The organism is Magnetospirillum sp. UT-4 (genome assembly GCF_902729435.1).
In the GTDB taxonomy this organism is placed as follows: Bacteria; Pseudomonadota; Alphaproteobacteria; order Rhodospirillales; family Magnetospirillaceae; genus Magnetospirillum.
On record NZ_CACVCG010000024.1, the window covers coordinates 1 to 12,903 of the forward strand.

13 protein-coding genes and 1 other RNA gene are annotated in these 12,903 nt (G+C 67.2%); 6 read left to right on the forward strand and 8 right to left on the reverse strand.

What is annotated here, in order from left to right:
* Positions 1 to 270: 270 nt before the first annotated feature.
* Complete coding sequence (locus tag MTBUT4_RS01305; RefSeq protein WP_173977859.1) at positions 271 to 1,482, forward strand: S41 family peptidase; 1,212 nt, start codon at positions 271 to 273, stop codon at positions 1,480 to 1,482.
* 2 nt (positions 1,483 to 1,484) lie between these two features.
* On the opposite strand, the gene MTBUT4_RS01310 is transcribed toward MTBUT4_RS01305, so the two are convergent.
* The 4 genes from MTBUT4_RS01310 to hflK all read right to left on the reverse strand — a co-directional run bounded on the left by MTBUT4_RS01310 (position 1,485) and on the right by hflK (position 5,594).
* Entirely contained in the window at positions 1,485 to 1,778 is a 294-nt protein-coding gene (locus tag MTBUT4_RS01310) for a hypothetical protein (RefSeq protein ID WP_173977860.1), read from the reverse strand.
* A 63-nt stretch (positions 1,779 to 1,841) separates the two neighbouring features.
* Positions 1,842 to 3,371 carry a DegQ family serine endoprotease gene (locus tag MTBUT4_RS01315; RefSeq protein ID WP_371737417.1) on the reverse strand — a complete coding sequence of 510 codons (1,530 nt, stop codon included), beginning with the start codon at positions 3,369 to 3,371 and terminating at the stop codon, positions 1,842 to 1,844.
* Between the two features lie 166 nt (positions 3,372 to 3,537).
* Positions 3,538 to 4,416: a protease modulator HflC gene (hflC, locus tag MTBUT4_RS01320; RefSeq protein ID WP_173977861.1), complete on the reverse strand. Its 879-nt coding sequence runs from the start codon at positions 4,414 to 4,416 to the stop codon at positions 3,538 to 3,540.
* Complete coding sequence (gene hflK, locus MTBUT4_RS01325; RefSeq protein WP_173977862.1) at positions 4,413 to 5,594, reverse strand: FtsH protease activity modulator HflK; 1,182 nt, start codon at positions 5,592 to 5,594, stop codon at positions 4,413 to 4,415. The genes hflC and hflK overlap by 4 nt, the downstream gene beginning before the upstream one ends.
* 271 nt (positions 5,595 to 5,865) lie before the next feature.
* On the opposite strand from hflK, the gene apbC reads away from it, so the two are divergent.
* From apbC to MTBUT4_RS01345, 4 genes are all read left to right on the forward strand, one after another.
* A complete protein-coding gene (apbC, locus tag MTBUT4_RS01330; protein ID WP_173977863.1) occupies positions 5,866 to 6,984 on the forward strand; it encodes an iron-sulfur cluster carrier protein ApbC in 1,119 nt (372 codons plus the stop codon).
* Positions 6,985 to 7,126: 142 nt separating this feature from the next.
* On the forward strand, positions 7,127 to 8,854 hold the full coding sequence (locus tag MTBUT4_RS01335) for a patatin-like phospholipase family protein (RefSeq protein WP_173977864.1): 1,728 nt from the start codon (positions 7,127 to 7,129) through the stop codon (positions 8,852 to 8,854).
* A 20-nt stretch (positions 8,855 to 8,874) separates the two neighbouring features.
* Positions 8,875 to 9,190, forward strand: a transfer-messenger RNA (tmRNA) gene (ssrA, locus tag MTBUT4_RS01340).
* 38 nt (positions 9,191 to 9,228) lie between these two features.
* Positions 9,229 to 9,705: an SspB family protein gene (locus MTBUT4_RS01345; RefSeq protein WP_173977865.1), complete on the forward strand. Its 477-nt coding sequence runs from the start codon at positions 9,229 to 9,231 to the stop codon at positions 9,703 to 9,705.
* Between the two features lie 4 nt (positions 9,706 to 9,709).
* On the opposite strand, the gene MTBUT4_RS01350 is transcribed toward MTBUT4_RS01345, so the two are convergent.
* The gene (locus MTBUT4_RS01350) at positions 9,710 to 10,081 is read right to left on the reverse strand and encodes a DUF5615 family PIN-like protein (protein ID WP_173977866.1); all 372 of its coding nucleotides are present in this window, start codon (positions 10,079 to 10,081) and stop codon (positions 9,710 to 9,712) included.
* Positions 10,063 to 10,296, reverse strand: coding sequence for a DUF433 domain-containing protein (locus tag MTBUT4_RS01355; RefSeq protein ID WP_173977867.1), 234 nt, complete (start codon positions 10,294 to 10,296; stop codon positions 10,063 to 10,065). Before MTBUT4_RS01355 ends, MTBUT4_RS01350 begins: the two co-directional genes overlap by 19 nt.
* A gap of 182 nt (positions 10,297 to 10,478) precedes the next feature.
* Between MTBUT4_RS01355 and MTBUT4_RS01360 the strand changes: the two genes are divergently transcribed.
* Positions 10,479 to 12,095 (forward strand): fumarate hydratase, encoded by a 1,617-nt coding sequence (locus tag MTBUT4_RS01360; protein ID WP_173977868.1) that lies wholly within the window; start codon positions 10,479 to 10,481, stop codon positions 12,093 to 12,095.
* A gap of 122 nt (positions 12,096 to 12,217) precedes the next feature.
* On the opposite strand, the gene MTBUT4_RS01365 is transcribed toward MTBUT4_RS01360, so the two are convergent.
* Entirely contained in the window at positions 12,218 to 12,451 is a 234-nt protein-coding gene (locus MTBUT4_RS01365; RefSeq protein WP_173977869.1) for a hypothetical protein, read from the reverse strand.
* Between the two features lie 122 nt (positions 12,452 to 12,573).
* The gene (locus MTBUT4_RS01370) at positions 12,574 to 12,900 is read right to left on the reverse strand and encodes an STAS domain-containing protein (protein WP_173977870.1); all 327 of its coding nucleotides are present in this window, start codon (positions 12,898 to 12,900) and stop codon (positions 12,574 to 12,576) included.
* Between the last annotated feature and the right edge of the window lie 3 nt (positions 12,901 to 12,903).

The following is a 12,903-nucleotide window of genomic DNA, read 5'->3' on the forward strand; positions in this document are numbered from 1 at the left end:
CGAGGAATCCGCCGCCGCCGCCCATGCCCTCGAGGAGCAGAGCCAGGAGCTCAATCGCCTGATGGGCTTCTTCCACACCGGCGCGCCGGCCAAGGCCCAGCCGCGGCTGGCCTAGAGCCGGATGCTATCCGGTTGAATCCGCCTCTAAATCAATAAATTAGAGTGCGATTCAGACATTAGGTCGGCGCACCCCGTGCGCCGACCTAATGTCATCGCGCTCTAAGGCCTTCGCCTCTTTCCCAGCCTAGCCTGATACGCCAATATGGCGCCATGATGCGTCTTCTTCTTCTTTGCCTTGGCATTGTCCTTTCCGCCCCGGCGGCCTGGGCCGACCGCGCCGACCGGGCGGTGCTGTCGGCCGCCTTCGACCAGGCCGGCATCGAGGGTGATCCGGTGCGGGCCAAGGTGTTCCTGATCGACGAGATGATCGGCCGCATCGCCGACACCTACGTCGAGCCGCGCGAGCGCAGCGCCCTGGCCCACGCCGCCGCCGAGGCGGTGCGCAAGCTGGACCGCAAGGCCAGCCCCGACGAGGCCTTCAAGACCGCCGTCGAGGCCATGGTCAAGCAGCTCGACCCGCACACCGCCTATCTCAGCCCGGCCGACATGGAAGACATGCGCTCCATGGTCACCGGCGAGTTCGGCGGCGTCGGCATGGAACTGACCATGAAGGACGACCACGTCACCGTGGTCGCCCCCATCGACGACACCCCGGCGGCCCGCGCCGGCATCATGGCGGGCGACCGCATCACCCTGGTCGATGGCCAGACCGTTCAGGGCCAGTCGCTGTCCCAGGTGGTGGCGCGCATCCGCGGCAAGGTCGGCACCCGGGTGACGCTGATGCTGGCCCGGCCCGACGGCAAACCGCGTGAGGTGGTGCTGCGGCGCGAGATCATCCACGTCTCGGCGGTGCGCGGCCGGCTCGAGGGCGACGTCGCCTATGTCCGCCTCAGCCAGTTCGCCGGCGGGGTCGCCATCAACCTGAAATCCACCCTGCTCGACCTCGACAGGGCGGCGGGCGGCAGGCTCGGCGGCATCGTGCTGGACCTGCGCCGCAATCCCGGCGGCCTGCTGGACCAGGCGGTGGAGGTCTCGGACCTGTTCCTGGGCGACGTCCCCATCGTCGCCACCACCGGCCGGCGGCAGGAGGACCGGCAGGTCTACAGCGGCCGCAGCGGCGAGATCCTGGCCAACGTGCCGATGGCGGTGATGATCGACGGCGGCAGCGCCTCGGCCTCCGAGATCGTCGCCGGCGCCTTGCGCGACAACCGCCGCGCCGTGCTGGTGGGTCAGAAGAGCTTCGGCAAGGGCAGCGTCCAAACCCTGCTGCCGCTGTCGGAAGGTTCGCTCAAGGTCACCACCGCCCATTACCTTCGCCCCAGCACCCTGCCGGTGGACAAGGTCGGACTGCAGCCCGACATCCCGGCCGAGGGCGACGATGTCCAGCTGGAACGGGCGCTGAAGGCGGTCCGGGGGCGGTAGCCCTATTTCCTCTTTTCCTTTTTTTCCTTTTTATCCCAGCCACGGTGCTTCATCTCGTCGTCCATCCGATGCTCTGCGGAACGGCCACGCTCGGCCGCCTTCTCCTTGGCCTTTCCGGTGGATTGCCCGGTGGCGGACGACGAGGAAGTCGGGTTGCCAGCAGCCTTGTCGAGTTGCTCGGTGGCTGCCTGGGTCGCGGCCTGCTTGGCGGCGTTGGTCAGGGTCTCGGTGGCCGACTGGGCCAGGGCCGGGACGGCGAAGACCAGGATGACGGCGAATACGGCAAGAAACTTCATGGGCGCCCTCCGGATGGGGAAGGCGCCCATTCTGGACCCTGCGCCGGAACGGGTAAAGCCCCGTTACCGCTTGCCGGTTTGCGGCTTCGGCTCGGCCAGGGGCAGGGCGACGTAGCGCAGCGCCTGGGGATTCTCGACCCGAAGCAGCAGGTACTTCTGCCCCGCCGCGCGCGCGGCGTCCAGGGTCTTGACCAGTTCGGCCGGGGTGCGCACCGGCTTGTTGCCGGCTTCGATGATGACGTCGCCGGGCTTCAGGCCTTTCTCCGCCGCCGGGCCGGTCTTGACCTCGGTCACCACCACGCCCTTGGTTTCGTCGTCGATGCCGAAGCGCTCGCGCAAGGCGGGATTGAGGGTGGCCACCGACATGCCGGTGCCGGCCACCGCCTGGCCGCCGGCATCGACCGGCGGCTTCTCGGGCGCCTTGGCCTGCTCGACCGGCTCGTCCTCCATCTCGCCGACCATCACCGAAACGGTCAGCCGCTTGCCGTCGCGCCAGATTTCCACCGGCACCGCCTTGTTGATGGGGGTCTCGGCGACGATGCGCGGCAGCCTGCGCATCTCGCCGATCTCGCGGCCGTCGAAGCGCAGGATGACGTCGCCGGCCTTGAGGCCGGCCTTGGCCGCCGGCCCGCCGTCGTTGACCTGGGCGACCAGCGCCCCCTTGGCCTCGGCCAGCCCCATGGACTCGGCCAGCTCGGGGTCGAGCGACTGGATGCGCACGCCCAGCCAGCCGCGCCGGGTCTTGCCGAACTTGCGCAGATCGTCGACCACCGGCTTGGCCAGCGACGCCGGGATGGCGAAGCCGATGCCGATGGAGCCGCCCGAGGGCGAGAAGATGGCGGTGTTGATGCCGATCACCTCGCCGTTCAGGTTGAACATCGGGCCGCCTGAATTGCCGCGGTTGATGGAGGCGTCGGTCTGCAGGAAATCGTCGTAGGGACCGGCATTGATGTCGCGGGCGCGGGCCGAGATGATGCCGGCGGTGACGGTGCCGCCCAGGCCGAACGGATTGCCGATGGCCAGCACCCAGTCGCCCACCCGCATGCCGTCGGAATTGCCGAACGGCACCGCGGTCAGCTGGCGCCGGCCGGGATCGATCTTGAGCAAAGCGAGGTCGGTCTTGGTGTCGCGCCCGACCAGGGTGGCCTTGTGCACGGTATCGTCATGCAGGGTGACGGTGATCTCGTCGGCGTCGGCGATGACGTGGTTGTTGGTCACCACGTAGCCGGCGGCGTCGATGACGAAGCCCGAACCCAGCGAGGTGGCGCGGCGCGGGGTGGCGTCGGGGCGCATCTGGCGCTCGAAGAATTCCTTGAAGAAGTCCTCGAAGGGCGAGCCCGGCGGGAACTGGGGCATCTCGGGGACGCGCTCGGGGTTCTTCACGGTCTGGGTGGTGGAGATGTTCACCACCGCCGGCAGCAGCCGGTCGGCCAGCTCGGCGAAGCTGGCGGGCGCCTCGCGGGCGTTGGCCGCCGCCGCCTGCAGCAGCAGCGCGACCGCCGCCAGGGCGGCCCAGATCCAGGCCGGAACCGCCGGCCGCGGGGCGGCGGCAACGCGGGCACGCACGGTCTTGTTGGCGTTTCTTGAGTGCACCGATCAGGCCCTCCTTCGGGGGTGGCGCCCGCACGAGCATGCGGGCTCCTTCGAATTGGTCGCAATTCCGGCCGCCGTCAAGCGCGCCGAAGCGCGCCGTGACCATGGCGCGAAACTAAGGCGCGGCAATGGCGAATTCCGTCGGCCCGACGGATGGGGCGGCCGCCTACCGGCCACCCCGCGCCGGTCCCTGGCCGAAATAGCGCAGGAAATCCGAATCGGGCGACAGCACCATGCTGGTCGAGTTGTCCGACAGCGCCTTGCGATAGGCTTCCAGCGACCGGTAGAAGTCGTAGAAGCGGGCGTCCTTGCCATAGGCCTCGTTGAAGATGCGCGACGATTCGACGTCGCCCTTGGCGCGGAAGAAGTTGGACTGCTTGGTCGCCTCGGCCAGGATGACGGTGCGCTCGCGTTCGGCGCGGGCGCGGATCTGCTGGCCCCATTCGTAGCCCTGGGCGCGCAGCTCCTTGGCCTGGCGCTCGCGCTCGGACTTCATGCGGTCGTAGATGGACTGGCTGGTCTCTTCCGGCAGGTCGGCACGGCGGATGCGCACGTCGGCGACGATGATGCCGTAGGCGGAGGCGCGTTCGCCGACTTCCTTCTGGATGTCCTCCATGATGCGGGCGCGCTCGTCCGACAGCAGGCTGGGCAGCATCAGCTGACCCATCACCCGGCGCAGCGACGACGACACCACCTGGGACAGCTGGGTGCGGGCGTTGGTCTCGTTGCGCAGGGCCTGGTAGAACTTCAGCGGATCGGCGATGCGGTAGCGGGCGAAGGTATCGACGACGATGCGCTTCTGGTCGCCCAGGATGATCTCCTCGGCCGGCGGCTCCAGCGCCAGCAGGCGCAGGTCGTAGCGCACCACTTCCTCGATCAGCGGCATCTTGAAGTGCAGGCCGGGCTCCTTGATGGTGGCGCGGTGGGCGCCGAAGCGCAGCACCAGGGCCTGTTCCGCCTGGTTGACCACGAACAGCGCCGAGGAGGCGATGACGAGCAGGACGGCGCCGACGATGCCGGCCGCGATCAGCGTGGTGCGGTTCATCGCGAAGCTCCCGTGCTGGACTGGGACTGGGACTGGGGCTGGGGCTGCGGCTGGGCGCGGCGCAGTTCGGGCAGCGGCAGATAGGGGACCACCCCCTGGCCGCCGCGTCCGGTGGGCTCGATCAGCACCTTGGTCTTGTCCTTCAGCACCTCTTCCATGGTTTCCAGGTAGAGGCGGCGCTCGGTGACTTCGGGGGCCTGGCGCCAGGCGTTGTAGAGGGCGAGGAAGCGCTGGGTTTCGCCCTGGGCCTGGTTGAGCACCTGCTCGCGATAGGCCTCGGCCTCCTGGATCATGCGCTCGGCCTCGCCGCGGGCCCGCGGGATGATGTCGTTGCGGTAGCCTTCCGCATCGTTGCGGGCGCGCTCCTGGTCGGCGCGGGCGCGCTGGACGTCGTTGAAGGCGTCGATCACCGCCGACGGCGGTTCCACCTTCTGCAGCTGCACCTGGCGCACGGTGATTCCGGCGTCATAGGAATCCAGCAGCCGCTGCAGTTCCTCGTGGGCCTGAGCGGCGATCTGCTGGCGCTTGTCAGACAGCGCCGCCTGGATGGGGTTGCGGCCGATGACGTCGCGCATGGCGCTTTCCGCCGCCACCTTGACGGTGCCCTCGGGGTCGCGGACGTTGAACAGGAACTTGCCGGCGTCCTTGATCACCCAGAACACGGTGAAGTCGGTCTCGACGATGTTCTCGTCGCCGGTCAGCATGCGGCTTTCCTCGGTCACGTCGCGCACCCCGGTGCGCTCGAAACGGGGGTCGCCGGCGGCACGGAAGCCGAGCTGAAGCTGGTTGACCTTGGTCACCTTGGGCTTCAGCACGTTCTCGATGGGATAAGGCAGATGGTAGTGCAGGCCGGGCTCGGTGGTGTCGACCCAGCGGCCGAAGCGCATCACCACGCCCTGTTCGTCGGGCTGCACCTTGTAGATGCCGGTCGCACCCCAGGCCGCCACCGCCAGCACCACGATGGCCAGCAGGCCCTGGCCGCCGCCGAAACGCTGGCGCGGCATGGCGCGGCGCAGCTTTTCCTGGCCGCGACGGATGATTTCCTCGAAATCCGGGCCGCCGCCGGGCATGCCGCCGCCGGGGCCACGCCCCCACGGTCCGCCGCCGCCACCGCCGCCGCCGCCGCCGCCACCGCTGCCCCAGGGACCACCACCGCCCCCTTGAGGATTCCAAGGCATGCCAATTCCCCTCTTTCCATTCGGGCAACCAAAGGGCCTTATAGGCCACCCGCCGGTCCGGCGCAACGCGTGGGCGTCGGCTTAGGCGGGGTATCCGCCCATATGGAGAAGAACGCCCCCTTTTCAAGCCGAGGCCGGCCGGAACGGTCGCCCCCCCTTCCCAAACGGGGACGCCGCCCTTATATGAGGAAACGCTTTTGCTCGCCGCCAACAGCGCAGGTCCAACGGCGGCGCAATTCCAACGACAACCAGCACTCCCGGAGAAACGTTGATGGCCGATGTGACCGAAGCCCAAGTGGTCGATGCCCTGAAGCGGATCGTCGATCCCGACAAGAACGCCGATATCGTCAGCCTGGGCATGGTGTCGGGAGTGGTGGTGAAGAACGGCCACGTGGCCTTTGCCATCGAGGTCGAGCCCGAGCGCGGCCAGGCCCTCGAGCCCCTGCGCAAGGCCGCCGAGGAGGTGGTGCACAAGCTGCCCGGCGTGCTCACCGTCACCGCCGCGCTGACCGCCGAACGCAACGTCCACGGCGGCCCGAAGGGCGGCGCCCCGCAATCGGCGCCGCAGGGCCATTCCGACATGCTGTCGATGCCGGGCGTGAAGTCCATCGTCGCTGTGGCCTCGGGCAAGGGCGGCGTCGGCAAGTCCACCACCGCCACCAACCTGGCCATGGCGCTGGCCCAGCTGGGCCTCAAGGTCGGCCTGTTCGATGCCGACATCTACGGCCCCTCCATGCCGCGCATGCTGGGCATCTCGGGCGAGCCGGTCAGCCCCGACGGGCAGTCGCTGCTGCCCATGGAGAATTACGGCGTCAAGTGCATGTCCATCGGCTTCCTGGTGCCCGAGGATTCCCCCATCATCTGGCGCGGCCCGATGGTCATGGGCGCGCTGCAGCAGCTGCTGCGCGACGTGCGCTGGGGCGAGCTGGACATCATGATCATCGACATGCCGCCGGGCACCGGCGACACCCAGCTGACCATGAGCCAGAACGTGCCGCTGACCGGCGCGGTGATCGTCTCGACGCCGCAGGACATCGCCCTGCTGGACGCCCGCAAGGGCCTCAACATGTTCCGCAAGGTGGACGTGCCGGTGCTCGGCCTGATCGAGAACATGAGCTACTACGTCTGCCCCAAATGCGGCGACGAGGCCCACATTTTCGGCCATGGCGGCGCCAAGGAAGAGGCCGCCCGGCTGTCGGCCGAATTCCTGGGCGAGGTGCCCCTCGACATCGAGATCCGCAAGACCTCGGACAGCGGCGAGCCGATCGTGGTGTCCAAGCCCTCCAGCCCCCACGCCAAGGCCTATCGCGACATCGCCAAGAAGGTCTGGGACAAGGTCCAGACCATCCAGGGTGGCGGCAAGAAGGGTCCCAAGATCACCTTCGAATAGGCGATCCAAGGAAAGCCCCCCGTCCAGCCGGACGGGGGGCTTTCGTCATCCAAGCAACACTATCCTTTCGTGAAAACGAGTCGTAGCATTCCCCGACCGGCGGCCGCTTCGATGGCGGCGGCAATCAGGGGGAGTCGCGGCGATGGCTTTCGAAATCGGTTTGGTCATGGCCGGCGCGGTGTCGGGCGGGGCCTATACCGCCGGGGTCATGGATTTCATGATCGAGGCGCTGGACACCTGGTACGGCGCCATGAAGGACGAAGCCCATCTGCCGCCGGAGCAACAGACCGTGCCCCGCCACGAGGTGCTCCTAAAGGCGATGGCGGGCGCCTCGGCCGGCAGCGTGACCGCGTCCATCCTGGCCATCGCGCTGGCCTACAGGTTCCCGCCTGTGCGACTGGCAGCGGGCCAGAATGCTCCTACAATGTCCGGCAACCCCCTGTTCGAGGGCTGGGTCAATTCCGTCGATATTCAGGATCTGCTGAGCACCACCGATTTCGACGGCAATGCCGATGGCGAGCCGGCACACCGGCTGAAATCCGCGCTGAACTCCCGCAAGATCGACAAGACGGTCAAGGGTATCCTTGGCAGCAAGGGCCTGACCATGCAGCGGGACTGGGTCGCCTCCAAGCTGCCGGTCCAGCTCATGGTCGGCAATCTACGCGGGGTCCCCTATGGACTGACCTTCCGCGGCGCCAGCGGCAACGGCCATGAAATGATGCGCCATGGCGATCACATGTCGTTTTGCGTGCATGGGGCCGGCAGCGGCACTTCAACCTTCATACCTGGCCCAGGCTACCTGCCCCTCGTTCACCCCAACGATTCGGATACGGCCAACTGGCGGCAGCTCGGCAACGCCGCCATGGCGTCCAGCGCATTCCCCTTTGCACTCCGCCCGCGCCGGTTGACCCGGTCTCCGCTCGATTACGACCATCGTACCTATCTGCAGGCCGGCGACTGCACTTTGCCCCCAGGTGATCCGCTTCACTGCTCCACCTACCAGATGATTTTTCCGGCTTGGTCACGCCCCCAGGCGGGCGAATACGCCTTCCTCTGCATGGATGGCGGCATCATGAACAACGAACCCATCGATTTGGTGCGGAGCGTGCTGACCGACGGTGAATTCGAACGCAATCCGCGCGAGGGAGTTCAAGCCCATCGGGCGGTCCTGCTGGTCGATCCCTTCCTCGATCCGGCCTCCTATGGACCCGATGAGGAGCGGCCGCTCCACGAATTGCTGTTTCCGTTGCTCGGCGCCTGGAAATCCCAGTGCCGGTTCAAGCCCGAGGATCTCAGCCTTGCGCAGGATACGTCCGTCTACAGCCGCTTCGTTATCGCCCCCAGCCGTGACTACGGCCCGACTGACGCGGAACATCCACTCGCTTCCGGCGGCCTGCACGCCTTCCTGGGTTTCTTTGGCGTCGATTTCCGCCGCCATGACTACCAGTTGGGCCGCCGGAATGCCCAACAATTCCTCCGCATGCATTTCACCCTGCCGGAGAACAACCCGCTGTTCACCACGTGGGCACCGCAGGTCCGGGCGACCTGGCTGGCAAAAACGGAGTACCTTTCTCCGCCGCCAGGGACGACCGCCCTGCACCTGCCGATCATTCCCCTGCTCGGGGATTGCGACACGATGTTGGAAAAGGGGCTGCCCTGGCCGGTCGGCGGATGCGATCCAGCGCGCCTGCGTGCGTCCATTAAGACAAGAATCGCGGCCGCCTACGATGCCTTCAAGGACGACATCGGTGCCGACTGGAAAATCAGGCTTTGGCTGCTTCCTGCTTGGTTGCTAAAAAAGAACAAGATTGTCGATTGGGCCGTGGGCGCACTCACCGAGGCATTGGAAAAGCAGAAGCTTCTGCGCTGATCCGCCATCCCCCATCCGCGGCACTGGCGATTCCCTTGCGGGTGCATTATATTGATCGCGCCGGGTAGCACCCGGCTATGGCGCTAAACGCTATGTGGAATAGGCCTTGCGGACCCGGGGGCGGTACCCGGCGCCTCCACCAAATTCCGGAATTACGGCCGGAGAATGGGGGCGAAACAGGATCGACGCGGGTAGTAAAGACATGGTTTGCGCTCGGCATGGTACCACCGTTATCGGGCTAAACCTCACAAGTGCCAACGACAACGTTGCTCTTGCCGCTGCGGCGTAATCCGTAAGCGCGGTCCGGGGGGCACCGGGCAACAGAAGCCCCCCACTTACCACAAGGCCGCCCGCCCGGGGCGCCCGGGGGGACCATGGACGAGGACAGCCTGCGCTACGACAAGATGGTTGAGGACGCCCTGCGCGGCGTGGTGCGCACCGCCCTGAACCGTGCCGCCGAATCGGGCCTGCCCGGCGACCATCATTTCTACATCACCTTCCAGACCCGTGTTCCCGGGGTCCGGCTGGCCGACCACATCGCCGCCCGCCATCCCGACGAGATGACCATCGTGCTGCAGCACCAGTTCTGGGGGCTGGAGGTCGATGAGGAAGGCTTCCAGGTCACCCTGTCCTTCTCCGGCGTGTCCGAGACCCTGCGCATCCCGTTCGCCGCCATCACCGGCTTCGCCGATCCTTCGGCCAAGTTCGGCCTGCAGTTCCAGGCGCTGCTCGAGGACGAAGAGGACGAGGACGAGGACGGCCAAGCCGAGGCCGCCCCCGAATCCTCCGCCGCGCCGGAAGCCGAGGGCGACGGCAAGGTGGTGGCGCTGGACAAGTTCAGGAAGAAGTGAGCCTTCAGGGAAGGCCCCGGATTTCGACGGACCCGTCGGAATAGACTTCCACCACCCGGTTGACCACGTCGGACAGGCCCTCGAGCGTATCGAGGACCTTGCCGAACAGGTGCAGTTGCACCTCGACCGCGATGCCGCCGGGAACGATCACCACCAAGCCCGCGTGAAGGTTCTCACGCGCGTAGAGCTTCAGAAAATCCCGGGCGTTGTTGGTGACGAAGACCAGCCCTTCGTGCCGGATCAAAGGCATCAGATCCCGATCCGCGGTGCCCGACAGGCCCCGGAACACCACGTGGGTGGCGGCAAAGCCGCGCGAATGGGCAAGCGCCACCAGTTCCGGCGACAGGCATTCGTCGATCAGGAACGGATCGCGCATGGCGGCCGGCCGTCCCTCTCCCAGGCGAGGCAGGCGTCGATGCCGTCGGGTGGAAGCGAGGGATAGGATCGGAAAATCTCGAAGCGGCTGCGCCCGCTCCGCAGTTCCGCCAGGATGGTGTCGGCCGGTATGCGGGTTCCGCGCACCACCGGGACGCCGCCCAGGATACCCTCGACGCTGACGACGGCTGCCGAAGACGAAATCCGTGATGCCATGGCCGTATCCTTGCTTCGAAACGAATATGCTGCCGGACGCGCCCCGACGCAACGGCCCCGACGCAACGGCCCCGTCGCCGCCCCTTGACCCGCCGGCCAAAAAGGTGTTTGTCCAAGGCGTGTCCCCGCCCCACATGGGTGGGCAGCCCCACCCCTTTGGTTCCAGACCGCAGAGGCCGCCCATGTCCGAATTCGTCTACCATGAGCTGTTCCCGCTGGCCCATGACGACACCCCCTACCGCAGGCTCGATTGCGGCGGCATCGGCACCGCCGCCTTCAACGGCCGGAATGTGGTGACGGTCGAGCCCGAGGCGATCACCCGGCTGACCTTCGAGGCGATCCGCGATACCTCGCACCTGCTGCGCCCCGGCCATCTGCAGCAGCTGCGCAACATCCTGGACGACGCCCAGGCCAGCCCCAACGACAAGTTCGTCGCCTTCGACCTGCTGAAGAACGCCTGCATCTCGGCCGGCGGCACCCTGCCCATGTGCCAGGACACCGGCACCGCCATCGTGATGGGCAAGAAGGGCCAGGCGGTGTGGACCGGCGGCGGCGACGAGGCCGCCATCTCCAAGGGCGTGCAGCAGGCCTATACCGAGCTCAACCTGCGCTATTCCCAGACCGCGCCGCTGTCCATGTACGACGAGGTCAACACCGGCACCAACCTGCCGGCCCAGATCGACCTGTTCGCCACCGACGGCGACGCCTACAAGTTCATGTTCATGGCCAAGGGCGGCGGCTCGGCCAACAAGACCTTCCTGTACCAGCAGACCAAGGCACTGCTGAACCCGGATTCGCTGCTGAAGTTCCTGGATGCCCAGATCCGCACCCTGGGCACCGCCGCCTGCCCGCCCTATCACCTGGCCATCGTCATCGGCGGCCTGTCGGCCGAGATGACCCTGAAGACGGTGAAGCTGGCCTCGACCCGCTACCTGGATTCCCTTCCCGAGAGCGGAAGCAAGGACGGCCGCGCCTTCCGCGACCGCGAGCTGGAGCAGGTGGTGCTGAAGATGACCCAGGACATGGGCCTGGGCGCCCAGTTCGGCGGCAAGTATTTCTGCCACGACGTCCGCGTCATCCGCCTGCCCCGCCACGGCGCCTCGTGCCCGGTGGCCATCGGCGTGTCGTGCTCGGCCGACCGCCAGGTGCTGGGCAAGATTACCAGGGACGGCGTCTTCGTCGAGGCGCTGGAGCGCGACCCCGCCCGTTTCCTGCCCGACATCGCCGCCGACACGCTGTCGGGCGAGGTGGTGAAGATCGACCTCACCCGCCCCATGGACGAGATCCGGAAGACCCTGTCCCAGTACCCGATCAAGACCCGGGTCAGCCTGACCGGCCCGATGATCGTGGCGCGGGACATCGCCCATGCCAAGCTGAAGGAGCGGCTCGACCGCGGCGAGGGGCTGCCCGACTATTTCCGCCGGATGGCGGTCTACTACGCCGGCCCGGCCAAGACCCCCGACGGCATGGCCTCGGGCTCGTTCGGCCCGACCACGGCGGGGCGCATGGATTCCTACGTCGATCAGTTCCAGGCCAATGGCGGGTCCATGGTGATGATCGCCAAGGGCAACCGCTCGAAGGCCGTCACCGACGCCTGCAAGGCCCATGGCGGCTTCTATCTCGGCTCCATCGGCGGCGCCGCGGCGCGCCTCGCCCAGGACTGCATCAGGAAGGTCGAGGTGGTGGAGTACCCGGAACTGGGCATGGAAGCCATCTGGCGCATCGAGGTGGTCGATTTCCCCGCCTTCATCGTCGTCGATGACAAGGGCAACGACTTCTTCGCCGAATTCGCGCACTGAGCCGGGTCGGCACGGGTCCGGCGCCAACCAGGGCGCCGGGACCCGGCCCGGGACCGCGAGGGGGGATACGGTCCCGGACGGGAGATGGTCATCGGGGCGTCGGGGTCAAGCGGACCCGACCTTCAGACGTCGCGCTCCGGATCGATATCGTGGGCGCGCTTGCCGTATTTCTCGGTCAGCGCCGGCCCGCGGGCGATCTCGACGTGGCTGCGCTGGTGCTTTGCCGCCTGGCACAGGAACTGCTGCTGCAGGTCGAACAGGTGGCGCCACAGCTGCAGTGTCTGGCTGAGGCCGGCGTTCCACGCCTCCATCCAGGCCAGTTGAGCTGAATTCAGGGTCTTGAGGGGTTCTGCCATGGCTCCCTCCTCGCCGAGGGTGACCCCGCATCGGGGCCGTGATCTGGGGACCATGGTACCAGAGACCGGCAGGTCGTGCTACCGGGGGCATTGCGCCCATGCGGGGGAGGCGGTTCCCCCGCTCAAGCCGACAGGGCGCCGGCGCGGTCGGGGAAGATGGCAAGAATCTTGGCGAATCCGGACACGTCGAAGACTTCACGGATATGGGGCTTCATGCCGCACAGGACGAACTTGCGCGGGGCGCGGGTCATCTTGGCGCCGACCAGCACCACGCGCAGGCCGGCACTGGAAATGTAGTCCATCTCGGCGAAGTCCAGCACGATCCGGGCGACCCCGCTGTTGACCACCTGCAGCACCCGGGCCTCGAACGCCTTGGCGGTGGCACTGTCGACGCGCGTGACCGGCACCAGAATGGTGGCTCCTTCGACTTTTTCTTCCCGGATTTCCATTCC

Excerpts from the sequence above, each read along its gene's own strand:
- MTBUT4_RS01305 (WP_173977859.1), top strand. The coding sequence starts at position 271 with ATGATGCGTCTTCTTCTTCTTTGCCTTGGCATTGTCCTTTCCGCCCCG.
- MTBUT4_RS01310 (WP_173977860.1), bottom strand. The coding sequence starts at position 1,778 with ATGAAGTTTCTTGCCGTATTCGCCGTCATCCTGGTCTTCGCCGTCCCG.
- hflC (WP_173977861.1), bottom strand. The coding sequence starts at position 4,416 with ATGAACCGCACCACGCTGATCGCGGCCGGCATCGTCGGCGCCGTCCTG.
- hflK (WP_173977862.1), bottom strand. The coding sequence starts at position 5,594 with ATGCCTTGGAATCCTCAAGGGGGCGGTGGTGGTCCCTGGGGCAGCGGT.
- apbC (WP_173977863.1), top strand. The coding sequence starts at position 5,866 with ATGGCCGATGTGACCGAAGCCCAAGTGGTCGATGCCCTGAAGCGGATC.
- MTBUT4_RS01335 (WP_173977864.1), top strand. The coding sequence starts at position 7,127 with ATGGCTTTCGAAATCGGTTTGGTCATGGCCGGCGCGGTGTCGGGCGGG.
- MTBUT4_RS01345 (WP_173977865.1), top strand. The coding sequence starts at position 9,229 with ATGGACGAGGACAGCCTGCGCTACGACAAGATGGTTGAGGACGCCCTG.
- MTBUT4_RS01350 (WP_173977866.1), bottom strand. The coding sequence starts at position 10,081 with ATGCGCGATCCGTTCCTGATCGACGAATGCCTGTCGCCGGAACTGGTG.
- MTBUT4_RS01355 (WP_173977867.1), bottom strand. The coding sequence starts at position 10,296 with ATGGCATCACGGATTTCGTCTTCGGCAGCCGTCGTCAGCGTCGAGGGT.
- MTBUT4_RS01360 (WP_173977868.1), top strand. The coding sequence starts at position 10,479 with ATGTCCGAATTCGTCTACCATGAGCTGTTCCCGCTGGCCCATGACGAC.
- MTBUT4_RS01365 (WP_173977869.1), bottom strand. The coding sequence starts at position 12,451 with ATGGCAGAACCCCTCAAGACCCTGAATTCAGCTCAACTGGCCTGGATG.
- MTBUT4_RS01370 (WP_173977870.1), bottom strand. The coding sequence starts at position 12,900 with ATGGAAATCCGGGAAGAAAAAGTCGAAGGAGCCACCATTCTGGTGCCG.